This is a genomic window from Shinella sp. G-2 (assembly GCF_050172695.1).
Classification (GTDB): Bacteria; Pseudomonadota; Alphaproteobacteria; order Rhizobiales; family Rhizobiaceae; genus Shinella.
Genome location: NZ_JBBEYH010000002.1, coordinates 70326 through 92440, shown reverse-complemented (window position 1 = coordinate 92440; position 22115 = coordinate 70326). Strand labels below are relative to the sequence as shown.

Sequence of the window (22115 nt, the reverse complement as noted above, 5' to 3'; positions counted from 1 at the left end):
GCGGGGCCGGCGGAGATGAGGTCGACGACAGGGTCATTGCCAACGGCAAGAAGCGTAGTGGATAGATGTATATGGCCAGCCTTCACCTTCGAAGGAAAGGAGACGTCGTCTGAACTTATGGCGGGCTGATCGCTTGAAAGAGACTGGTGCAGAGTGCATTCTAAATGCATCTTAGAGCAGAGCAGCACGGGCTAATCTTAGGAAGGAAGGGTGTGCCACAGCATGTGCCACAATCTGCGCTACTTGGAGTTGGGGGCTTCTAATTTTCTCTAACGAAAACAATCATATTCTATAAGTTTGGAGCCCATCATCGCCTCCAACGAAGCACGCTACCCGCTCCACAAGTCGCTCCCCTATAGATTGCCGTCTTACATCCCGTCACGCGTGCTTTCCCGCATGGGCCTCCGCGATTCCTGCTTGCCTCGAGGCCGTCGCGTCGGGACGTCTTTGGTGTGATGTGAGTCGTCAGATCCCGCGCGGCTCCAGCGATCCGATTGCGCGGCATGAGAGCGTGGTCCAAGCACTGGCGAAAGCAAAGGCGAAGAGAGAGGTCACGGTATTCGACCGACGATATCGACCCTTTGACATGTCCCGGTCGCAGGAACGACGTCCAGCCTGTCGCCGACCTCGAACTTGTCGGAAGGCGAGCCGAGCTCCACCCACCAGGTGCAGTCGTAGCTCTTCCCCTTGTGGGTTCGCGTGAATTGAATCTCTCCCATGGTGATCGTCTCGTACCTTGGTTCGAAAACCAGATCGGTGACCCAGTCGTGCTTGTCGATACGCACTTTCACATCCCTAACCTCGGTCACCGTTGCGACTGAATGGGCAAAATTGTTCACCCGCCAGGCTTTCAAACCCATCACCATGCCCCCGAAGATGACAACGCATCCGACGATGACCGCTGGCTGCCAGAAGTCGAGGATTTTTTCGTCTGGTGACTTGTATGAGGGCATGATCATCCGTTGTCGGCGTCCGCCGTTTTTCAAAGCGGGCTACCAGGTTATAAAATGCCCGCATTGGGTGAAAAGCGGAATCGGTTCGTCTCTGGGTATCGGATCGGCCTCAATGCAACGCAAGCGGCAATCAGCGCCGGATACAGTGCTGGGTCGCAACAAGGCGGCCGCTGTTGTTGGATGCCTTGGCGCAGGAAGAGCTGGTCGGCCGGCAATCAAAGTCGCTGAACGGTTTGAAACCACCAGGGATCGCATCCGTCGATGAGCTGGTTCGGCTTCTCGAACATGCGCGACTACATGCGCGCCGGTCCGATCAAAGACCTTCAGGTGCTCGCACCCGTGCTTCCCGATGGTTCCGGAATCATCGCCCCCGATCATCCGAAGCCCTGACGCTATATGATTCTTCCGGGGCGAGGATCGGCGGGATAAAGCGCGATCAGCTCTTCATGCGTCCGCCCCTTGCGGTACATATCGAGGACGGCACGGTGTTGATCCTGACTCAGTCTGCGCAGGATGATCGGCAGCAGGGCTGCGCCCGTTTCGTTGCCATTGTGCTCGCTGAGCATGGCCCAGTAGGCGGCTTCCAGCAGGTTCGGCTTGACGCCGGCCCCGACCTCGAAGGCAAAGGCCACCATGGCTTGCGCCCGGCCGTGTTCGTGCGTCGCCGCGTTCAGCCATCAGTTGAAGGCCCGGATCGAATGGCGTTCGATGCCGACGCCTTCGTAAAAAGCCATTCCCAGGCGGTATTGCGCGTCGGCGTCACCGGCTTTCGCGGCGGTCAAAAGGTCGGGCGTGAACCGGTGCGGATCCTCGGGCTGATCGGCTGGCGGCGCCGAGGCCGCAGGGGCGGGGTGTGCTTGCTGCGGCGCCGATCGGGATTTGCGTGGTTTGAACAGATTCCAGATCACTGCGGCGCTGCCCTGTTACAATTTTGACGGCGCAATTCCGGGGGCCTCCTGCCAGTCCTCGAAAGCGCACGGCACGAGAGCATGGCCCGCGCGCCGGCAAAAGGAAAGACGGCAGGCGCGGTCCTGCATCCGCCATGGTCCCGCTGCCTCGGGAGGTCGCCGGGCAGGGCCGCGTTCCGGCGTCTCTATGCCGGGAACAGCGTGTAGTTCGCCCAGACGCTGCGACCGATCTCCGCGTCTGTCGCCCAGTCGGCGTCGGATGGATTGAGGAGCGTCAGGAATCCGCCGTTCGCTTCGATTTCCTGCGGGCTTCGAAAGCCTTGCTCGCATTCTTCACAATGTCCGTAGACATCGCCGGTATCGGCCTCGCGGAAGAGAAACAGCCGTCCGTTCCGGCAGCAGGGGCAAGTGCCAACGTGATAGTGCGCCATGGGGCCATGGTGGATGGGGCGGCCTGTAAAGTCCAGGCGTGACCTCCGGCCTGACCGCCGGGCCTCTGGTCTTCCGAGGTGCATGCGGCGAAGGGCCGGGATTTCAGGGGCGGAACGCCGGGAAAACCGGCCGGGTCCGGCGGATCCTGCCGCGCTTCAGGCCGCCGCTCCGCAGCCCGTCATCGTCTCGTCGAAAGAATCAGCGCCCGGTGCTAAAGCGTTGCCTTGAAAATACGATTCCGCGTGCCGATCTATGGTCAATCTGGCTTGCCTCAGCTCGTTTCCGGCGGATTTCGTTGTGCATTTAAGGCTTGCGCATTCGTTGCGAAAGCCTTAAACGCCTGCCAAACCGGAAGGGCCGGTTAGCCCAACTTTCGTTCAGTAGGAAAGATAACATGGCAAAAGGTAAGTTTGAGCGCAACAAGCCTCACGTAAACATCGGCACGATCGGCCACGTTGACCATGGCAAGACGTCGCTGACGGCAGCGATCACGAAGTACTTCGGCGAGTTCAAGGCGTACGACCAGATCGACGCCGCTCCGGAAGAAAAGGCCCGCGGCATCACCATCTCGACGGCGCACGTCGAATACGAGACGGCGAACCGTCACTACGCCCACGTTGACTGCCCCGGCCACGCCGACTACGTCAAGAACATGATCACCGGTGCTGCCCAGATGGACGGCGCGATCCTGGTTTGCTCGGCTGCCGACGGCCCGATGCCGCAGACCCGCGAGCACATCCTGCTCGCCCGTCAGGTTGGCGTTCCGGCCATCGTCGTGTTCCTCAACAAGGTCGACCAGGTTGACGACGCCGAACTTCTCGAGCTCGTTGAGCTTGAAGTTCGCGAACTTCTGTCGTCCTACGACTTCCCGGGCGACGACATTCCGATCGTCAAGGGTTCGGCTCTTGCCGCTCTCGAAGACTCGAACAAGGAAATCGGCGAGAACGCCATCCGCAAGCTGATGGAAGAAGTCGACGCGTACATCCCGACGCCGGAGCGTCCGATCGACCAGCCGTTCCTGATGCCGATCGAAGACGTGTTCTCGATCTCGGGCCGCGGTACGGTTGTTACGGGTCGCGTTGAGCGCGGTATCGTGAAGGTCGGTGAAGAAATCGAAATCGTCGGCATCCGTCCGACGACGAAGACGACCTGCACGGGCGTTGAAATGTTCCGCAAGCTGCTCGACCAGGGCCAGGCCGGCGACAACATCGGTGCGCTGCTGCGCGGTGTGAACCGTGACGGCGTCGAGCGTGGCCAGATCCTGTGCAAGCCGGGTTCGGTCAAGCCGCACAAGAAGTTCAAGGCAGAAGCCTACATCCTGACGAAGGAAGAAGGCGGCCGTCATACGCCGTTCTTCACGAACTACCGTCCGCAGTTCTACTTCCGCACGACGGACGTTACGGGCATCGTAACGCTTCCGGAAGGCACGGAAATGGTTATGCCGGGCGACAACGTCACGGTTGACGTCGAGCTGATCGTTCCGATCGCGATGGAAGAAAAGCTGCGCTTCGCTATCCGCGAAGGCGGCCGTACCGTCGGCGCAGGCATCGTTGCCTCCATCGTCGAATAATTTCGGGTCAACGACCTGAAGACAAGGCCCCGCGGGAAACCGCGGGGCTTTTGCGTTTCCGGGGCGGGAATCACCCGGACCTCGCGATCCCGGGAGAGGGACGTGGGTGTCAGGGCGCCCGCGACAGGCAAAAGGGTGCGCCGCGCCCGCATGGCGATCGCAAGCGGCAGGCCGGGCGAGGGGCGAAACGGGAGGTTTCCAGCCGGAGCGGTCACGCTTTCGGGCCGGATCGCAAGGCCGGTGCGCGCGCCTTTGACGGAAGGGCGTCGAAGGCACGGGACCCGTGAGGCAGGGCAGGGCGGCTTCCCGCGATCCGGCGCTGATTTGTTGTAAGAAATGCACTTTTCACCCTTGCCAAGTCCGCCCGCGCGCCGTAAAGACGCCATGCCTTGCCGGTGACGGACGCTTTGGTTCGGATGCGGCAGGCGATTAGGGGTATAGCTCAGTTGGTAGAGCGGCGGTCTCCAAAACCGCAGGTCGGGGGTTCGAGCCCCTCTGCCCCTGCCATCTTCGCCGGCCAGCGCGGACCACTTGCAGCGACGGTATGGGATGGCGGGACGGCGCAAGCCGTCATAATTCGTTAAAAGTCCGGTTGCCTCTTGTGAAAAAGGGAATCGGGCTTTATGTAGGGCAAAACAGACACGCGGTGCGTGGGGCTGATAATTCAGCTTTACGCGCCGTAATGGCGTGGACATTCAATGGCATCGAAAACGAATCCGATTGCGTTTCTGCAGCAGGTACGCTCCGAAACGGCAAAAGTGACTTGGCCTTCGCGGCGCGAGACGATGATCTCGACCGTCATGGTGTTCGTCATGGTCTTCCTGGCTGCGGTGTTCTTCTTCGCTGCGGACCAGCTGATGGGTTGGCTGGTTGGCCTCGTCCTCGGCGCTGCCGCCTGACCGCTTGGAGATGAACATGGCTTCCCGTTGGTACATCGTCCACGCCTATTCGAATTTCGAGAAGAAGGTCGCCGAGGACATCGAGAACAAGGCCCGTCAGAAGGGTCTCGACCATCTCTTTGAAAAGATTCTCGTGCCGACCGAAAAGGTCGTCGAGGTGCGTCGCGGCCGCAAGGTCGATTCGGAGCGCAAGTTCTTCCCCGGCTACGTGCTGGTGCGGGCGAACCTGACGGACGAGGCGTATCACCTCATCAAGAACACGCCCAAGGTCACGGGCTTCCTCGGTTCCGACAACAAGCCGGTTCCGATCCCGGACTCCGAGGCTGAGCGCATCCTGTCGCAGGTTCAGGACGGCGTCGATCGTCCGAAGCCCTCGGTCTCCTTCGAGATCGGCGAGCAGGTTCGCGTTTCCGACGGTCCGTTCGCCTCGTTCAACGGCATCGTTCAGGACGTCGACGAGGAGCGTTCGCGCCTCAAGGTGGAAGTGTCGATCTTCGGTCGCGCCACCCCGGTCGAGCTGGAATACGCCCAGGTCGAGAAAATCTGATTTCGGCAGCCGCCCCCGGGCGCTGTCCATCTGAAATCCAATCCTCCTCGAGGGTTGGTGGCGGAAGTTTCCGCCGCTCGCGTGGAAGGGAAGGCGGCCTCTAGCCGGGCGCCGAAACCGCACCACGCAACCGCAGCCGCCGGTCGAAGGATCGGCATCATGGGCCGGGCAACCGGCCGCATTCTGAAAGGCAGAGAGAAATGGCTAAGAAAGTTGCAGGCCAGCTCAAGCTTCAGGTCAAGGCAGGATCGGCAAACCCGTCCCCGCCGATCGGCCCGGCGCTTGGTCAGCGTGGCATTAACATCATGGAATTCTGCAAGTCGTTCAACGCGGCTACGCAGGAAATGGAAAAGGGTATGCCGATTCCGGTCGTCATCACCTACTACCAGGACAAGTCCTTCACCTTCGTGATGAAGCAGCCGCCGGTGACCTACTTCCTCAAGAAGGAAGCCAAGATCACGTCCGGCTCGAAGACCCCGGGCAAGGGCGCGACGGTCGGCAAGCTCACCAAGGCTCAGATCAAGTCGATCGCCGAAGCCAAGATGAAGGATCTCAACGCCGCCGATATCGAAGGCGCAATGGCAATGGTCGAGGGCTCCGCCCGCGCCATGGGCCTGGAAGTGGTAGGTTAATTCCATGGCCAAGATCGCAAAGCGCATCCAGAAGATCCGTGAAGGCATCGACCCGACCAAGCTCGTCGCCCTGACGGACGCAATCGCTCTCGTCAAGGAGCGTGCCGTCGCCAAGTTCGACGAAACCGTCGAGATCGCCATGAACCTCGGCGTTGACCCGCGTCACGCAGACCAGATGGTCCGCGGCGTCGTCAACCTGCCGAACGGCACCGGCCGCGACGTTCGCGTCGCCGTCTTCGCCCGTGGCGCCAAGGCTGACGAAGCCAAGGCTGCCGGCGCAGACATCGTTGGCGCCGAAGAGCTCGTCGAAATCGTCCAGGGCGGCAAGATCGACTTCGATCGCTGCATCGCCACCCCGGACATGATGCCGCTCGTCGGCCGTCTCGGTAAGGTTCTCGGCCCGCGCGGCATGATGCCGAACCCGAAGGTCGGCACCGTCACCATGGACGTTGCAGGCGCCGTCAAGGCATCCAAGGGCGGTGCTGTCGAGTTCCGCGTCGAGAAGGCTGGTATCATCCACGCCGGCATCGGCAAGGCTTCCTTCGACGCCAAGGCTCTGGAAGAGAACATCAAGGCATTCGCCGACGCCGTCATCAAGGCGAAGCCGACGGGCGCCAAGGGCAACTACGTCAAGCGCGTTGCCATCTCGTCCACGATGGGCCCGGGCGTGAAGATCGACCCGGCGACCGTCGCCTAAAAATTTCGGTCCGGCTTCGGCCGCACCGCAAAAGAATTCCCGGCCGGTCTGGCCGGGAATTTCCGGAGAAGTCCGGAACTCCTGTCCGAGATTGCAGGTGGTTAGACCTTAATCACTTTGCCTGCATGAGACGGGTGAGACCTGAATTTCACTCAGCGTCGGATGACGCGGAATTCGGTTCGAACCTACCTTGCCTGTGTCGCGGCCTCTGGCCGAGCGCGGGGGGACAGGATCCTCGAGCGTCGCTCGGGATCAGCTTTTTGAGATGATCTCTAGCGGCAAAGGCAAACCCGGCAGGGTCCGTGACAAGTCATGGCCCTGTCTACTGGAGATAGGCAGTGGAAAGAGCGGAAAAACGCGAATTCGTCACTGAACTGAACGAAGTCTTCAAGGCTTCCGGTTCGGTAGTCGTGGCACGCTATGCCGGCATCACCGTTGCACAGATGAACGATCTTCGTACGAAGATGCGTGCAGCTGGCGGTACCGTCAAAGTCGCGAAGAACCGCCTGGCCAAAATTGCCCTTCAGGGTACGGAGTCGGAAGGGATGTCTGATCTCTTCCAGGGTCAGACGCTCATTGCATACGCAAATGATCCGATGATCGCTCCTAAGGTAGCCATGGATTTCGCCAAGACCAACGACAAGCTCGTTGTTCTCGGTGGCGCCATGGGTGCGACCACGCTCGACGCAGAAGCAGTCAAGTCGCTTGCGACCCTGCCTTCGCTCGACGAGCTGCGTGCAAAGCTCCTGGGCCTCATTGCAGCCCCGGCAACGCGCGTCGCCACGGTCGTTGCAGCACCGGCAAGCCAGCTTGCCCGCGTGTTCGCAGCCTACGCCAAGAAGGACGAAGCCGCGTAAGGCGGTTTTTCGCTGTAAATCAAACACACCAGTTCGAACCGAACAAAAGGAAATACGAAAATGGCTGATCTCGCAAAGATCGTTGAAGACCTCTCGGCCCTGACCGTCCTGGAAGCTGCTGAGCTTTCCAAGCTTCTCGAAGAGAAGTGGGGCGTTTCGGCTGCAGCTCCCGTAGCTGTTGCTGCTGCTGGCGGCGGCGCTGCTCCGGCTGCTGTCGAAGAAGAAAAGACTGAATTCGACGTGATCCTCGCCGACGCCGGCGCCAACAAGATCAACGTCATCAAGGAAGTCCGCGCCATCACCGGCCTCGGCCTCAAGGAAGCCAAGGACCTCGTCGAAGGCGCTCCGAAGGCTGTCAAGGAAGGCGTTTCCAAGGCTGAAGCCGCTGACCTCAAGAAGAAGCTTGAAGAAGCCGGCGCTAAGGTCGACGTCAAGTAATATCGGAATACGGTGGGAGAGGGTTTCGACCCTCTCCCATCGCTCCTTTCCGCTGAACTGATTACCCAAAAGCCGCAAAAACGGCTTTTGGGTAATGGGTTCTTCAAGAGGATGGTCTTCACCGCAAGATTGGGCAATCCGGCCCGTCGACCGGCAGCAAGACGAGTTTGAACCAACCCATTGGTCGACGGGATCGACTGGCCAGCGAACCCCGTCTGTTGCAGGCCCGGATGCAAATTTGAAGGAGCGACGATGGCTCAGACCCTTTCGTTTAACGGTCGTAGGCGCGTACGCAAGTTTTTTGGTAAAATTCCCGAAGTCGCAGAAATGCCGAACCTCATCGAGGTTCAGAAGGCTTCTTACGATCAATTCCTGATGGTTGAAGAGCCCGCCGGCGGTCGTCCGGACGAGGGCCTTCAGGCCGTTTTCAAGTCGGTTTTCCCGATCACGGACTTCTCCGGCGCTTCCATGCTCGAATTCGTTTCCTACGAATTCGAACAGCCGAAGTTCGACGTCGAGGAATGCCGCCAGCGCGACCTCACCTACGCAGCGCCGCTCAAGGTGACGCTGCGCCTCATCGTGTTCGATATTGACGAGGATACGGGCGCCAAGTCGATCAAGGACATCAAGGAACAGAACGTCTACATGGGCGACATGCCGCTCATGACGGACAACGGTACCTTCATCGTCAACGGCACCGAGCGCGTCATCGTTTCCCAGATGCACCGTTCGCCGGGCGTGTTCTTCGACCACGACAAGGGCAAGAGCCATTCTTCCGGCAAGCTGCTCTTCGCGGCCCGCGTGATCCCGTATCGCGGTTCCTGGCTCGACATCGAGTTCGACGCCAAGGACATCGTGCATGCGCGCATCGACCGCCGCCGCAAGATCCCGGCGACCTCGCTGCTCATGGCCCTCGGCATGGACGGCGAAGAGATCCTCTCGACCTTCTACACGAAGTCGCTCTATCAGCGCGACGGCGCCGGCTGGCGCGTACCCTTCAATCCCGACGCGCTGAAAGGCCAGAAGGCCGTCGCGGATATGATCGACGCCGACACGGGTGAAGTCGTCGTGGAGATCGGCAAGAAGCTGACCCCGCGTCTGCTCCGCCAGCTCTCCGAAAAGGGCCTCAAGGCCCTCAAGGCGACCGACGAGGACCTCTACGGCAACTACCTCGCCGAAGACGTCGTCAACTACGGCACGGGCGAGATCTATCTGGAAGCCGGCGACGAAATCGACGAGAAGACCCTTCCGGTCATCCTGTCGGCCGGTTTCGACGAAATCCCGGTTCTCGACATCGACCACATCAATGTCGGCGCCTACATCCGCAACACGCTGTCGGCAGACAAGAACGAGAACCGCCAGGACGCTCTGTTCGACATCTACCGCGTCATGCGTCCGGGTGAACCGCCGACGATGGAATCGGCCGAAGCCATGTTCAACACGCTGTTCTTCGATGCGGAGCGTTACGACCTCTCCGCCGTCGGCCGCGTGAAGATGAACATGCGCCTCGACCTCGACGTTGCCGACACGGTCCGCACGCTGCGCAAGGACGATATCCTTGCCGTCGTGAAGATGCTGGTCGAGCTGCGCGACGGCAAGGGCGAGATCGACGACATCGACAACCTCGGCAACCGTCGTGTCCGTTCGGTCGGCGAGCTGATGGAGAACCAGTACCGTCTCGGCCTGCTGCGCATGGAGCGCGCGATCAAGGAACGCATGTCCTCGATCGAGATCGACACGGTCATGCCGCAGGACCTGATCAACGCGAAGCCGGCGGCTGCCGCCGTTCGCGAATTCTTCGGTTCCTCGCAGCTCTCGCAGTTCATGGACCAGGTGAACCCGCTGTCGGAAATCACCCACAAGCGCCGTCTGTCGGCTCTTGGCCCGGGTGGTCTGACCCGCGAGCGCGCCGGCTTCGAAGTGCGCGACGTTCACCCGACCCACTACGGCCGTATCTGCCCGATCGAAACGCCGGAAGGCCCGAACATCGGTCTGATCAACTCGCTCGCCACCTTCGCCCGCGTCAACAAGTACGGCTTCATCGAAAGCCCGTACCGCAAGATCGTCGACGGCAAGGTCACGAACGAAGTGGTCTACCTCTCCGCCATGGAAGAGGCCAAGTACCACGTCGCCCAGGCCAACTCGGTGCTCGAAGCCGACAACTCGTTCTCGGAAGAGTTTGTCGTCTGCCGTCACGCCGGCGAAGTCATGCTCGCCCCGCGCGACCAGATCAACCTCATGGACGTTTCGCCGAAGCAGCTCGTTTCGGTCGCGGCCGCGCTCATCCCGTTCCTCGAGAACGACGACGCGAACCGCGCGCTCATGGGCTCGAACATGCAGCGTCAGGCCGTGCCGCTCCTGCGGGCGGAAGCCCCGTTCGTCGGCACCGGCATGGAGCCGGTCGTCGCCCGTGACTCGGGCGCCGCCATCGCGGCCCGCCGCGGCGGTGTCGTCGACCAGGTCGACGCGACCCGTATCGTTATCCGCGCCACCGAAGACCTCGATCCGTCGAAGTCGGGCGTCGATATCTACCGTCTGCAGAAGTTCCAGCGTTCCAACCAGAACACCTGCGTCAACCAGCGCCCGCTGGTCACCGTCGGCGACGTTCTGAACAAGGGCGACATCATCGCGGACGGTCCGTCGACCGACCTCGGCGACCTCGCGCTCGGCCGCAACGCGCTCGTCGCGTTCATGCCGTGGAACGGCTACAACTACGAAGACTCGATCCTGATGTCCGAACGCATCGTCTCCGACGACGTGTTCACCTCGATCCACATCGAGGAATTCGAAGTCATGGCCCGCGACACCAAGCTGGGCCCGGAAGAAATCACGCGCGACATTCCGAACGTTTCGGAAGAAGCGCTGAAGAACCTCGACGAAGCCGGTATCGTCTATATCGGTGCAGAGGTTCAGCCGGGCGACATCCTGGTCGGCAAGATCACCCCGAAGGGCGAAAGCCCGATGACGCCGGAAGAAAAGCTCCTGCGCGCCATCTTCGGTGAGAAGGCTTCCGACGTTCGCGACACTTCCATGCGCATGCCGCCCGGCACCTTCGGCACGGTCGTCGAAGTTCGCGTCTTCAACCGCCACGGCGTGGAGAAGGACGAACGCGCGATGGCGATCGAGCGTGAAGAGATCGAGCGTCTGGCCAAGGACCGTGACGACGAGCAGGCGATCCTCGACCGTAACGTCTACGGCCGTCTGATCGACATGCTGCGTGGCCACGTCGCCGTCGCCGGCCCGAAGTCCTTCAAGAAGGGCACCGAGCTTTCCAACGCCGTCGTCTCCGAATATCCCCGCTCGCAGTGGTGGATGTTCGCCGTCGAGGACGAGAAGGTTCAGGGCGAGATCGAAGCCCTCCGCGGCCAGTACGACGAATCCAAGTCGCGCCTTGAACAGCGCTTCATGGACAAGGTCGAGAAGGTCCAGCGCGGCGACGAAATGCCCCCGGGCGTCATGAAGATGGTCAAGGTCTTCGTCGCTGTGAAGCGCAAGATCCAGCCGGGCGACAAGATGGCCGGCCGTCACGGCAACAAGGGCGTCGTCTCGCGCATCCTGCCGATCGAGGACATGCCGTTCCTCGAAGACGGCACGCATGTCGACATCTGCTTGAACCCGCTGGGCGTGCCCTCGCGCATGAACGTCGGCCAGATCCTCGAAACGCACCTCGCATGGGCTTGCGCCGGCATGGGCAAGAAGATCGGCGAGCTGCTCGACGAGTATCGCAAGACCATGGACATCGCGGACCTGAAGCGCGAGCTGACGGAAGTCTACGAAAGCGAAGCCAAGGACGAAGTCGCTCACTTCGACGACGACGCCCTGGTCAAGCTTGCCGAGCAGTCCCGCAAGGGCGTCTCCATCGCAACCCCGGTCTTCGACGGCGCTCATGAGCCCGACGTCGCCGGCATGCTGGAGCGCGCAGGTCTCGACTCTTCCGGTCAGTCGGTTCTCTACGACGGCCGTACGGGCGAGCCCTTCGACCGCAAGGTCACCGTCGGCTACATGTACATGATCAAGCTGAACCACCTCGTGGACGACAAGATCCACGCCCGTTCGATCGGCCCGTACTCGCTCGTTACCCAGCAGCCGCTGGGCGGCAAGGCGCAGTTCGGCGGCCAGCGCTTCGGGGAAATGGAGGTCTGGGCGCTCGAAGCCTACGGCGCCGCCTACACGCTGCAGGAAATGCTGACCGTGAAGTCGGACGACGTCGCGGGCCGCACCAAGGTGTACGAGGCGATCGTGCGTGGCGACGACACGTTCGAAGCGGGCATTCCGGAGAGCTTCAACGTTCTCGTCAAGGAAATGCGCTCGCTCGGTCTGTCGGTCGAGCTCGAGAACTCCAAGGTCGACCCCGCTGCGGAAGCCGGCCAGCTTCCCGACGCGGCGGAATAAGCGCCTGATCAGGTGCGCGCCGGAACGGCGCGCACCGTTTCCGCCTCGGCCCGGTCGGGCAGGGGCGGCTCATCCGTTTCAGGCAGTCTTGCGGCACCCGGGTATCGCCGCAATTGACTGCTAAGCAGAGGGCCACTGGCCCACGAAGGAGATAGGCATGAACCAAGAGGTCATGAACCTTTTCAACCCGCAGGTGCCTGCGCAGACGTTCGACTCCATCCGCATCTCGATCGCGTCTCCGGAAAAGATCCTTTCCTGGTCGTATGGCGAGATCAAGAAGCCGGAAACCATCAACTACCGTACGTTCAAGCCGGAACGCGACGGTCTCTTCTGCGCGCGCATCTTCGGGCCGATCAAGGACTACGAGTGCCTGTGCGGCAAGTACAAGCGCATGAAGTACAAGGGCATCATCTGCGAAAAGTGCGGCGTCGAAGTCACGCTGTCGCGCGTTCGCCGCGAGCGCATGGGCCATATCGAGCTCGCCGCGCCCGTTGCCCATATCTGGTTCCTGAAGTCGCTGCCCTCGCGCATCGCCACGCTTCTCGACATGACCTTGAAGGATGTCGAGCGCGTTCTCTATTTCGAGAACTACATCGTGACCGAGCCGGGCTTGACCGCGCTCAAGGAAAACCAGCTTCTTTCCGAAGAAGAATACATGATCGCCGTCGATGAATATGGTGAAGACCAGTTCACGGCGATGATCGGCGCCGAGGCCATCTACGAGATGCTCGCCTCGATGAACCTCGAGCGGATCGCCGGCGATCTGCGTTCGGATCTGGCCGACACCACGTCGGATCTGAAGCAGAAGAAGCTGATGAAGCGCCTGAAGATCGTCGAGAACTTCATGGAATCCGGCAACCGTCCGGAATGGATGATCATGAAGGTCGTTCCGGTGATCCCGCCGGACCTGCGTCCGCTCGTTCCGCTCGACGGCGGCCGTTTCGCGACGTCCGACCTCAACGATCTCTATCGCCGCGTCATCAACCGCAACAACCGTCTGAAGCGCCTCATCGAGCTGCGCGCACCGGGCATCATCATCCGTAACGAGAAGCGCATGCTTCAGGAATCGGTTGACGCCCTGTTCGACAACGGCCGCCGCGGCCGCGTCATCACCGGCGCCAACAAGCGTCCGCTGAAGTCGCTGTCCGACATGCTCAAGGGCAAGCAGGGCCGCTTCCGCCAGAACCTGCTCGGCAAGCGCGTCGACTATTCCGGCCGTTCGGTCATCGTGACGGGTCCGGAACTCAAGCTGCACCAGTGCGGCCTGCCGAAGAAGATGGCGCTCGAACTGTTCAAGCCGTTCATCTACGCCCGCCTCGACGCCAAGGGTTTCTCCTCGACCGTCAAGCAGGCCAAGAAGCTGGTCGAAAAGGAAAAGCCGGAAGTCTGGGATATCCTCGACGAGGTCATCCGCGAGCATCCGGTTCTCCTGAACCGCGCGCCGACGCTGCACCGCCTGGGCATCCAGGCCTTCGAACCGATCCTGGTCGAAGGCAAGGCCATCCAGCTGCACCCGCTCGTCTGCACGGCCTTCAACGCCGACTTCGACGGCGACCAGATGGCTGTTCACGTCCCGCTCTCGCTGGAAGCCCAGCTTGAAGCGCGCGTGCTCATGATGTCGACGAACAACATTCTGCACCCGGCGAACGGCGCACCGATCATCGTTCCCTCGCAGGACATGGTTCTCGGCCTCTACTACTTGTCGATCCTGAACCAGAACGAGCCGGGCGAAGGCATGGCCTTCTCCGACATGGGCGAACTGCACCATGCGCTCGAAAACAAGGTCGTCACGCTGCACGCGAAGATCCGTGGCCGCTACAAGTCGGTCGACGGTGAAGGCAAGCCCTACACCAAGATCTTCGAAACGACGCCCGGCCGCATGATCATCGGCGAGCTGCTGCCGAAGAACGGCAACATCCCGTTCGACATCTGCAACCAGGAAATGACCAAGAAGAACATCTCCAAGATGATCGACACGGTCTACCGTCACTGCGGCCAGAAGGACACGGTCATCTTCTGCGACCGCATCATGCAGCTCGGCTTCAGCCACGCCTGCCGCGCCGGCATTTCGTTCGGCAAGGACGACATGGTCATTCCGGACACCAAGGCGAAGATCGTCGGTGACACCGAAAACCTCGTCAAGGAATACGAGCAGCAGTACAACGACGGCCTGATCACCCAGGGCGAGAAGTACAACAAGGTCGTCGACGCCTGGGGCAAGGCCACCGAAAAGGTCGCGGAAGAGATGATGGCGCGCATCAAGGCCGTCGAATTCGACCCCGAGACCGGCCGCCAGAAGCCGATGAACTCGATCTACATGATGTCGCACTCCGGCGCCCGCGGTTCTCCGAACCAGATGCGTCAGCTGGGCGGCATGCGCGGCCTCATGGCCAAGCCGTCGGGCGAGATCATCGAAACGCCGATCATCTCGAACTTCAAGGAAGGCCTGACCGTGAACGAGTACTTCAACTCGACGCACGGCGCCCGTAAGGGTCTGGCAGACACCGCCTTGAAGACCGCGAACTCCGGTTACCTGACCCGCCGTCTCGTCGACGTCGCGCAGGATTGCATCGTCACGCATGTCGACTGCGGCACCGACAAGGGCCTCACGATGACGGCGATCGTCGACGCCGGCCAGGTCGTGGCTTCGATCGGCACCCGGGTTCTCGGCCGTACGGCTCTGGACGATATCGATCATCCGATCACCGGCGAGCGCATCGTCGATGCCGGCAGGATGATCCTCGAGGCCGACGTCGTCGCGATCGAGAAGGCTGGCATCCAGTCGATCCGCATCCGCTCGGCGCTGACCTGCGAAATCCAGACCGGCGTCTGCGGCGTCTGCTACGGTCGCGACCTTGCACGCGGCACGCCCGTCAACATGGGCGAAGCCGTCGGCGTCATCGCGGCACAGTCGATCGGCGAGCCGGGCACCCAGCTCACCATGCGTACCTTCCACCTTGGCGGCACGGCGACCGTGGTCGACCAGTCGTTCCTGGAAGCCTCGTATGAAGGCACGGTGCAGATCAAGAACCGCAACATGCTGCGCAATTCCGATGGCGCACTCGTCGCGATGGGCCGCAACATGGCGATCACCATCCTCGACGAGCGCGGCGTGGAACGTTCCTCGCAGCGCGTTGCCTACGGTTCGAAGATCTTCGTTGATGACGGCGACAAGGTGAAGCGCGGCCAGCGTTTCGCCGAGTGGGACCCCTACACCCGTCCGATGATGACGGAAGTGGAAGGTACGGTTCACTTCGAGGACGTGGTCGACGGTATCTCGGTTCTCGAAATCACCGACGAATCCACCGGCATCACCAAGCGTTCGGTCATCGACTGGCGCTCGACGCCGCGTGGTACGGACCTGAAGCCGGCCATCGTCATCAAGGACAAGAATGGCGCCGTCGCCAAGCTGTCCCGCGGTGGTGAAGCCCGCTTCATGCTCTCGGTCGACGCGATCCTTTCGGTCGAACCCGGTCAGAAGGTCTCCCAGGGTGACGTTCTTGCCCGCTCGCCGCTGGAAAGCGCCAAGACCAAGGACATCACCGGTGGTCTGCCGCGCGTTGCCGAACTGTTCGAAGCCCGTCGTCCGAAGGACCACGCCATCATCGCTGAGATCGATGGTACCGTCCGCTTCGGCCGCGACTACAAGAACAAGCGTCGCGTGATGATCGAGCCGGCGGAAGACGGTGTCGAGCCGGTCGAGTACCTGATCCCGAAGGGCAAGCCCTTCCACCTTCAGGACGGCGACTACATCGAAAAGGGTGACTACATCCTCGACGGCAACCCCGCGCCGCACGACATCCTGGCGATCAAGGGCGTGGAAGCACTCGCTTCCTACCTCGTGAACGAAATCCAGGAAGTCTACCGACTGCAGGGCGTTGTGATCAACGACAAGCACATCGAGGTGATCGTTCGCCAGATGCTGCAGAAGGTCGAGATCACGGATGCCGGCGACTCGACCTACATCGTCGGCGACAACGTCGACCGTATCGAGCTGGAAGACGTCAACGACGCCCTGATCGAGGAAGGCAAGAAGCCGGCTTACGGCGATCCGGTCCTCCTCGGCATCACCAAGGCGTCGCTGCAGACCCCGTCGTTCATCTCGGCCGCTTCGTTCCAGGAGACCACCAAGGTCCTCACGGAAGCTGCGATCGCCGGCAAGACCGACGGCCTGCAGGGCCTGAAGGAAAACGTCATCGTCGGCCGCCTCATCCCGGCCGGTACCGGTGGCACCATGACCCAGATCCGCCGCATCGCGACGGCCCGCGACGAGATGATCCTCGACGAGCGCCGCAAGTCGACGGGCGCTGGCGTCGCCACCCCGATGCTGGCGGACCTCGCCGGCGGCGAGGGCGCCGCAGCCGAATAAGGCTGGGTTACGAGAATGGAGAGCGCCGGGCCAAAAGCCCGGCGTTTTCGTTTGCGCCGATGACGGGGAGGGCGGTTCGCCGCCCCCTGTACCCGCGCAAGAAAAAAGCCGCCCGGCGATCCGGGCGGCTTTCTTGTTTCGGGCTCTGTCGTTTCGGGCGGGCGAGGGCGCTCAGGCGAAACGGATGATCGCGACTTCCCCGTCGAGCGCGCCCTTGTAGGCGGAGGCGTGCGGCTCGTCCTCGGGCTCGCCCGTCAGCGTGCCGATCTGGTCGAGGTCGGCTTCCAGGAAGCCTTCCTCGGAAAGCGCGTTCAGCGCCTCGCGCACGGCGCTGTCGTCGTCCGGCGCCCGCAGCATGACGTGGATGTCGATGCCCTCGTCGCCCTCGCGCTCATAGGCCTTGCCGATGATGATGAAGACCATCGGCTCGTCGAGCGTATTGTTGTCGTTGTCGGCGCTGGACGCCATGGCGGGGGCTCCTTTCGGGTCAGTGTTCTGAGTTCTATAAAGGGTAGGGCGGCCGGACCCAAATGCAAAATCGGGGGCGGGGCGCAAAAGGTGAGTCTGGGGAATCGGTGGATGCATTCGCCCGGAATCGACTCTTCCGGTTGATTCCGTCTTCAGGCTTTCTTAATATTGTCGGGCGAAGGATGTGCGGTCGCAAATGCCCCCGAAGAGGGGCGGCAAGGCCGCCGAAAGCCCTGCTTTTCAGGCAGGACAGCCATTCGGCCCCGGGATTCTTTCGCCTCGCCCCTTGACCTTTTGCCCTTAAGTCAGTATTCCGCACGCCATCAGAGCCTATGTGAGGCTGGCTGGTTCGGAATGACTCGTTCTGAAGTTCGCCTCAAACAGGGCTCGACGCACGTTGAGAACATGAATGCTGCACGCATGACGCGGTTATAGCGCGTCCTCTGCCTAACGAGGTCATCCGCCAAGGCGGATTGGCCTTTTATTGCGCATGAACACGCGTGTGGCCACGAGCATTTTGCAGGGCAAGCGGAACGCTTGGCGTCGCATAAATGCGGCAACCGAGTATCCGGGGGCGGTTTACCGCTCCAAAGCCGCCCGCAAGGGTAACGAGACACGAATAAGGGATGGTTCTATGCCTACCGTAAACCAGCTTATCCGCAAGCCGCGCCAGGCGCAGGTGAAGCGCAACAAGGTTCCTGCCCTGCAGGAAAACCCCCAGAAGCGCGGCGTTTGCACCCGCGTCTACACGACGACCCCGAAGAAGCCGAACTCGGCTCTGCGTAAGGTCGCCAAGATCCGCCTGACCAATGGCTTCGAAGTCATCGGCTACATCCCGGGCGAAGGCCACAACCTGCAGGAACACTCTGTCGTCATGATCCGTGGCGGCCGCGTAAAGGACCTTCCGGGCGTGCGCTACCACATCATCCGCGGCGTTCTCGACACCCAGGGCGTCAAGAACCGCAAGCAGCGCCGCTCCAAGTACGGCGCGAAGCGTCCGAAGTAATACAGTAACCGGCGCCATTTCGCTGGTCAGAACCTTTTGAAGAAAGACGAAAAGTATGTCCCGTCGCCATAGAGCAGAAAAGCGCGAGATCAATCCGGACCCGAAGTTCGGCGATCTCGTGGTCACCAAGTTCATGAACGCCATCATGCTGGACGGCAAGAAGTCCGTCGCCGAAACGATCGTTTACGGTGCCTTCGATGTCGTGCAGGGCAAGGCCAAGCAGGATCCGCTCGGCGTGTTCCATTCGGCTCTCGACAACGTTGCGCCGCACGTCGAAGTGCGCTCGCGCCGCGTTGGTGGTGCGACGTACCAGGTTCCGGTCGATGTTCGTCCGGAGCGTCGTCAGGCTCTGGCCATCCGCTGGCTGATTGCCGCTGCCCGCAAGCGTAACGAAACGACCATGGTCGAGCGCCTCTCCGGCGAACTCATGGACGCAGCCAACAATCGCGGCAGCGCAGTCAAGAAGCGCGAAGACACGCACAAGATGGCTGACGCCAACCGTGCATTCTCGCACTACCGCTGGTAACCGAAACTAACGTCTCGAAAGGAGTCCTCCATGGCTCGCGAATACAAAATCGAAGACTACCGTAATTTCGGTATCATGGCGCATATCGACGCTGGCAAGACCACGACGACCGAGCGCATCCTCTACTACACCGGCAAGTCCCACAAGATCGGCGAAGTCCATGACGGCGCCGCGACCATGGACTGGATGGAGCAGGAGCAGGAACGCGGCATCACGATCACGTCGGCTGCCACCACGACCTTCTGGAAGGGCCGTGACGGCAAGACCCGCCGCTTCAACATCATCGACACCCCCGGCCACGTCGACTTCACCATCGAAGTCGAGCGTTCGCTGCGCGTTCTCGACGGTGCGATTGCCCTTCTCGATGCCAACGCCGGCGTTGAGCCGCAGACGGAAACCGTCTGGCGTCAGGCTGAGAAGTACAACGTTCCGCGCATGATCTTCTGCAACAAGATGGACAAGACCGGCGCGGACTTCTACCGCTCGGTTTCCATGATCAAGTCGCGTCTCGGTGCGACCGCCGTCGTCATGCAGCTGCCGATCGGCGCTGAAAGCGACTTCAAGGGCGTCATCGACCTGATCGAGATGAACGCTCTCGTCTGGCGCGACGAATCGCTCGGCGCCCAGTGGGACGTCGTCGAGATTCCGGAAGACATGAAGGAAAAGGCCGAAGAGTACCGCGAGAAGCTCATCGAGACCGTCGTCGAAATCGACGAAGCCGCGATGGAAGCCTATCTCGAAGGCAACTACCCGGACAACGACAAGATCCGCGAACTCGTTCGCCGCGGCACCATCGACGTGAAGTTCCACCCGATGTTCTGCGGTACCGCGTTCAAGAACAAGGGCGTTCAGCCGCTCCTCGACGCCGTCGTCGACTACCTGCCGTCCCCGGCAGACATCCCGGCGATCAAGGGCATCGACGTGAAGACGGAAGGCGAAATCGAGCGTCACGCTGACGACAACGAGCCGCTCTCCATGCTCGCGTTCAAGATCATGAACGACCCCTTCGTCGGTTCGCTCACCTTCGCCCGCATCTATTCCGGCAAGCTCGAAAAGGGCACGTCGGTCATGAACACGGTCAAGGAAAAGCGCGAGCGCGTCGGCCGCATGCTGCAGATGCACTCCAACTCGCGTGAAGACATCGAAGAAGCCTTCGCAGGCGACATCGTTGCTCTCGCCGGCCTCAAGGACACGACGACGGGCGACACGCTCTGCGACCCGCTGAAGCCGGTCATCCTCGAGCGCATGGAATTCCCGGAACCGGTTATCCAGATCGCGATCGAGCCGAAGACGAAGAACGACCAGGAAAAGATGGGCCTCGCCCTGAACCGCCTGGCCGCCGAAGACCCGTCCTTCCGCGTCAAGACCGACGAAGAGTCCGGCCAGACGATCATCGCAGGCATGGGTGAACTTCACCTCGACATCATCGTCGACCGCATGCGTCGCGAGTTCAAGGTCGAAGCCAACGTCGGCGCTCCGCAGGTTGCCTACCGCGAAACGATCACGCGCAAGACCGAGAAGGACTACACGCACAAGAAGCAGACCGGTGGTACCGGCCAGTTCGCGCGCGTCAAGCTCGTCTTCGAACCGAACGATGAAGGCGAAGACTTCAAGTTCGAATCCAAGATCGTCGGTGGTGCTGTTCCGAAGGAATACATCCCGGGCGTTCAGAAGGGTATCGAAAGCGTTCTGTCCTCGGGTCCGCTCGCAGGCTTCCCGATGCTCGGCGTCAAGGCGACGCTCATCGACGGCGCCTTCCACGACGTCGACTCCTCGGTCCTCGCCTTCGAAATCGCATCGCGTGCCTGCTTCCGTGAAGCATCGCGTGAAGCTGGCGCCCAGCTGCTCGAGCCGATGATGAAGGTCGAAGTCGTAACGCCGGAAGACTATGTCGGCGACGTCATCGGCGACCTGAACTCCCGTCGTGGCCAGATCCAGGGCCAGGAATCGCGCGGCGTCGCCGTCGTGATCTCCGCCAACGTGCCGCTGGCGAACATGTTCAAGTACGTCGACAACCTGCGCTCCATGTCGCAGGGCCGCGCCCAGTACTCGATGGTCTTCGACCATTACGCGCCGGTTCCGTCGAACGTCGCACAGGAAATCCAGGCAAAGTACTCCGGTCAGAAGTGACCGGGGTAACCCCTTTCAAAATTTGAATGAATTTCCCTTCGAGGGATCAGGAACGGAGAGCCGGAAATGGCAAAAGGTAAGTTTGAGCGCAACAAGCCTCACGTAAACATCGGCACGATCGGCCACGTTGACCATGGCAAGACGTCGCTGACGGCAGCGATCACGAAGTACTTCGGCGAGTTCAAGGCGTACGACCAGATCGACGCCGCTCCGGAAGAAAAGGCCCGCGGCATCACCATCTCGACGGCGCACGTCGAATACGAGACGGCGAACCGTCACTACGCCCACGTTGACTGCCCCGGCCACGCCGACTACGTCAAGAACATGATCACCGGTGCTGCCCAGATGGACGGCGCGATCCTGGTTTGCTCGGCTGCCGACGGCCCGATGCCGCAGACCCGCGAGCACATCCTGCTCGCCCGTCAGGTTGGCGTTCCGGCCATCGTCGTGTTCCTCAACAAGGTCGACCAGGTTGACGACGCCGAACTTCTCGAGCTCGTTGAGCTTGAAGTTCGCGAACTTCTGTCGTCCTACGACTTCCCGGGCGACGACATTCCGATCGTCAAGGGTTCGGCTCTTGCCGCTCTCGAAGACTCGAACAAGGAAATCGGCGAGAACGCCATCCGCAAGCTGATGGAAGAAGTCGACGCGTACATCCCGACGCCGGAGCGTCCGATCGACCAGCCGTTCCTGATGCCGATCGAAGACGTGTTCTCGATCTCGGGCCGCGGTACGGTTGTTACGGGTCGCGTTGAGCGCGGTATCGTGAAGGTCGGTGAAGAAATCGAAATCGTCGGCATCCGTCCGACGACGAAGACGACCTGCACGGGCGTTGAAATGTTCCGCAAGCTGCTCGACCAGGGCCAGGCCGGCGACAACATCGGTGCGCTGCTGCGCGGTGTGAACCGTGACGGCGTCGAGCGTGGCCAGATCCTGTGCAAGCCGGGTTCGGTCAAGCCGCACAAGAAGTTCAAGGCAGAAGCCTACATCCTGACGAAGGAAGAAGGCGGCCGTCATACGCCGTTCTTCACGAACTACCGTCCGCAGTTCTACTTCCGCACGACGGACGTTACGGGCATCGTAACGCTTCCGGAAGGCACGGAAATGGTTATGCCGGGCGACAACGTCACGGTTGACGTCGAGCTGATCGTTCCGATCGCGATGGAAGAAAAGCTGCGCTTCGCTATCCGCGAAGGCGGCCGTACCGTCGGCGCAGGCATCGTTGCCTCCATCGTCGAGTAAGACTTAAGGCTTCAAGCCGCTGAAATAGGAAGGGCAGGGCACAACCCTG

General features: G+C 61.3%; 20 protein-coding genes and 1 tRNA gene. 16 read left to right on the top strand and 5 right to left on the bottom strand.

Features of this window, described 5'->3' with window-relative positions; translation table 11 throughout:
• Positions 1-551: 551 nt before the first annotated feature.
• Positions 552-959, bottom strand: a complete 408-nt coding sequence (locus V8U06_RS04350; protein ID WP_427139647.1) for a hypothetical protein — start codon at positions 957-959, stop codon at positions 552-554.
• A gap of 48 nt (positions 960-1007) precedes the next feature.
• Between V8U06_RS04350 and V8U06_RS04345 the strand changes: the two genes are divergently transcribed.
• Positions 1008-1181 carry a terminase small subunit gene (locus V8U06_RS04345; RefSeq protein WP_427139646.1) on the top strand — a complete coding sequence of 58 codons (174 nt, stop codon included), beginning with the start codon at positions 1008-1010 and terminating at the stop codon, positions 1179-1181.
• Positions 1182-1214: 33 nt separating this feature from the next.
• The gene (locus tag V8U06_RS04340) at positions 1215-1343 is read left to right on the top strand and encodes a hypothetical protein (protein ID WP_427139645.1); all 129 of its coding nucleotides are present in this window, start codon (positions 1215-1217) and stop codon (positions 1341-1343) included.
• A gap of 2 nt (positions 1344-1345) precedes the next feature.
• Here the strand turns inward: V8U06_RS04340 and V8U06_RS04335 are convergent, their stop codons facing one another.
• The 3 genes from V8U06_RS04335 to V8U06_RS04325 all read right to left on the bottom strand — a co-directional run bounded on the left by V8U06_RS04335 (position 1346) and on the right by V8U06_RS04325 (position 2292).
• Entirely contained in the window at positions 1346-1588 is a 243-nt protein-coding gene (locus V8U06_RS04335) for a hypothetical protein (protein ID WP_427139644.1), read from the bottom strand.
• 42 nt (positions 1589-1630) lie between these two features.
• The gene (locus V8U06_RS04330) at positions 1631-1861 is read right to left on the bottom strand and encodes a hypothetical protein (protein ID WP_427139643.1); all 231 of its coding nucleotides are present in this window, start codon (positions 1859-1861) and stop codon (positions 1631-1633) included.
• A gap of 185 nt (positions 1862-2046) precedes the next feature.
• Positions 2047-2292, bottom strand: coding sequence for a hypothetical protein (locus V8U06_RS04325; protein WP_226919445.1), 246 nt, complete (start codon positions 2290-2292; stop codon positions 2047-2049).
• A gap of 395 nt (positions 2293-2687) precedes the next feature.
• Between V8U06_RS04325 and tuf (V8U06_RS04320) the strand changes: the two genes are divergently transcribed.
• The 10 genes from tuf (V8U06_RS04320) (at position 2688) to rpoC (ending at position 16694) form a co-directional block, all read left to right on the top strand.
• Positions 2688-3863 (top strand): elongation factor Tu, encoded by a 1176-nt coding sequence (gene tuf / locus V8U06_RS04320; RefSeq protein WP_226881659.1) that lies wholly within the window; start codon positions 2688-2690, stop codon positions 3861-3863.
• Between the two features lie 431 nt (positions 3864-4294).
• Positions 4295-4370 (top strand) — tRNA-Trp (locus tag V8U06_RS04315).
• Positions 4371-4561: 191 nt separating this feature from the next.
• Positions 4562-4762, top strand: a complete 201-nt coding sequence (gene secE / locus V8U06_RS04310) for a preprotein translocase subunit SecE (RefSeq protein ID WP_226919390.1) — start codon at positions 4562-4564, stop codon at positions 4760-4762.
• A 16-nt stretch (positions 4763-4778) separates the two neighbouring features.
• Positions 4779-5309 (top strand): transcription termination/antitermination protein NusG, encoded by a 531-nt coding sequence (gene nusG, locus V8U06_RS04305; RefSeq protein WP_119259257.1) that lies wholly within the window; start codon positions 4779-4781, stop codon positions 5307-5309.
• A gap of 200 nt (positions 5310-5509) precedes the next feature.
• Complete coding sequence (gene rplK, locus V8U06_RS04300; RefSeq protein ID WP_023517311.1) at positions 5510-5941, top strand: 50S ribosomal protein L11; 432 nt, start codon at positions 5510-5512, stop codon at positions 5939-5941.
• Between the two features lie 4 nt (positions 5942-5945).
• Complete coding sequence (rplA, locus tag V8U06_RS04295) at positions 5946-6638, top strand: 50S ribosomal protein L1 (RefSeq protein WP_427139642.1); 693 nt, start codon at positions 5946-5948, stop codon at positions 6636-6638.
• 338 nt (positions 6639-6976) lie between these two features.
• On the top strand, positions 6977-7495 hold the full coding sequence (rplJ, locus tag V8U06_RS04290; protein ID WP_024270435.1) for a 50S ribosomal protein L10: 519 nt from the start codon (positions 6977-6979) through the stop codon (positions 7493-7495).
• Positions 7496-7555: 60 nt separating this feature from the next.
• Positions 7556-7933, top strand: coding sequence for a 50S ribosomal protein L7/L12 (gene rplL / locus V8U06_RS04285; RefSeq protein ID WP_226919387.1), 378 nt, complete (start codon positions 7556-7558; stop codon positions 7931-7933).
• A gap of 252 nt (positions 7934-8185) precedes the next feature.
• Positions 8186-12325: a DNA-directed RNA polymerase subunit beta gene (gene rpoB, locus V8U06_RS04280; protein WP_427139641.1), complete on the top strand. Its 4140-nt coding sequence runs from the start codon at positions 8186-8188 to the stop codon at positions 12323-12325.
• Positions 12326-12482: 157 nt separating this feature from the next.
• Positions 12483-16694: a DNA-directed RNA polymerase subunit beta' gene (gene rpoC, locus V8U06_RS04275; protein WP_427139640.1), complete on the top strand. Its 4212-nt coding sequence runs from the start codon at positions 12483-12485 to the stop codon at positions 16692-16694.
• Positions 16695-16865: 171 nt separating this feature from the next.
• Here rpoC and V8U06_RS04270 read toward each other — a convergent pair whose 3' ends face one another.
• Positions 16866-17162 (bottom strand): hypothetical protein, encoded by a 297-nt coding sequence (locus V8U06_RS04270; protein ID WP_226919384.1) that lies wholly within the window; start codon positions 17160-17162, stop codon positions 16866-16868.
• A gap of 634 nt (positions 17163-17796) precedes the next feature.
• Here V8U06_RS04270 and rpsL point away from each other — a divergent pair.
• The 4 genes from rpsL (at position 17797) to tuf (V8U06_RS04250) (ending at position 22066) form a co-directional block, all read left to right on the top strand.
• Positions 17797-18168: a 30S ribosomal protein S12 gene (gene rpsL, locus V8U06_RS04265; RefSeq protein ID WP_003507760.1), complete on the top strand. Its 372-nt coding sequence runs from the start codon at positions 17797-17799 to the stop codon at positions 18166-18168.
• Positions 18169-18223: 55 nt separating this feature from the next.
• Positions 18224-18694 carry a 30S ribosomal protein S7 gene (gene rpsG / locus V8U06_RS04260; RefSeq protein WP_160784685.1) on the top strand — a complete coding sequence of 157 codons (471 nt, stop codon included), beginning with the start codon at positions 18224-18226 and terminating at the stop codon, positions 18692-18694.
• Positions 18695-18724: 30 nt separating this feature from the next.
• Positions 18725-20824 (top strand): elongation factor G, encoded by a 2100-nt coding sequence (gene fusA / locus V8U06_RS04255; RefSeq protein ID WP_427139639.1) that lies wholly within the window; start codon positions 18725-18727, stop codon positions 20822-20824.
• A gap of 66 nt (positions 20825-20890) precedes the next feature.
• Positions 20891-22066, top strand: coding sequence for an elongation factor Tu (gene tuf, locus V8U06_RS04250; protein WP_226881659.1), 1176 nt, complete (start codon positions 20891-20893; stop codon positions 22064-22066).
• Positions 22067-22115: the final 49 nt, after the last annotated feature.

Excerpts from the sequence above, each read along its gene's own strand:
- rpsL (WP_003507760.1), top strand. The coding sequence starts at position 17,797 with ATGCCTACCGTAAACCAGCTTATCCGCAAGCCGCGCCAGGCGCAGGTG.
- rpsG (WP_160784685.1), top strand. The coding sequence starts at position 18,224 with ATGTCCCGTCGCCATAGAGCAGAAAAGCGCGAGATCAATCCGGACCCG.
- fusA (WP_427139639.1), top strand. The coding sequence starts at position 18,725 with ATGGCTCGCGAATACAAAATCGAAGACTACCGTAATTTCGGTATCATG.
- rplA (WP_427139642.1), top strand. The coding sequence starts at position 5,946 with ATGGCCAAGATCGCAAAGCGCATCCAGAAGATCCGTGAAGGCATCGAC.
- rpoC (WP_427139640.1), top strand. The coding sequence starts at position 12,483 with ATGAACCAAGAGGTCATGAACCTTTTCAACCCGCAGGTGCCTGCGCAG.
- V8U06_RS04340 (WP_427139645.1), top strand. The coding sequence starts at position 1,215 with ATGAGCTGGTTCGGCTTCTCGAACATGCGCGACTACATGCGCGCCGGT.
- rpoB (WP_427139641.1), top strand. The coding sequence starts at position 8,186 with ATGGCTCAGACCCTTTCGTTTAACGGTCGTAGGCGCGTACGCAAGTTT.
- secE (WP_226919390.1), top strand. The coding sequence starts at position 4,562 with ATGGCATCGAAAACGAATCCGATTGCGTTTCTGCAGCAGGTACGCTCC.
- V8U06_RS04335 (WP_427139644.1), bottom strand. The coding sequence starts at position 1,588 with ATGGTGGCCTTTGCCTTCGAGGTCGGGGCCGGCGTCAAGCCGAACCTG.
- rplL (WP_226919387.1), top strand. The coding sequence starts at position 7,556 with ATGGCTGATCTCGCAAAGATCGTTGAAGACCTCTCGGCCCTGACCGTC.
- rplK (WP_023517311.1), top strand. The coding sequence starts at position 5,510 with ATGGCTAAGAAAGTTGCAGGCCAGCTCAAGCTTCAGGTCAAGGCAGGA.
- V8U06_RS04325 (WP_226919445.1), bottom strand. The coding sequence starts at position 2,292 with ATGGCGCACTATCACGTTGGCACTTGCCCCTGCTGCCGGAACGGACGG.
- tuf (WP_226881659.1), top strand. The coding sequence starts at position 20,891 with ATGGCAAAAGGTAAGTTTGAGCGCAACAAGCCTCACGTAAACATCGGC.
- V8U06_RS04270 (WP_226919384.1), bottom strand. The coding sequence starts at position 17,162 with ATGGCGTCCAGCGCCGACAACGACAACAATACGCTCGACGAGCCGATG.
- V8U06_RS04350 (WP_427139647.1), bottom strand. The coding sequence starts at position 959 with ATGATCATGCCCTCATACAAGTCACCAGACGAAAAAATCCTCGACTTC.
- nusG (WP_119259257.1), top strand. The coding sequence starts at position 4,779 with ATGGCTTCCCGTTGGTACATCGTCCACGCCTATTCGAATTTCGAGAAG.
- V8U06_RS04345 (WP_427139646.1), top strand. The coding sequence starts at position 1,008 with ATGCCCGCATTGGGTGAAAAGCGGAATCGGTTCGTCTCTGGGTATCGG.
- tuf (WP_226881659.1), top strand. The coding sequence starts at position 2,688 with ATGGCAAAAGGTAAGTTTGAGCGCAACAAGCCTCACGTAAACATCGGC.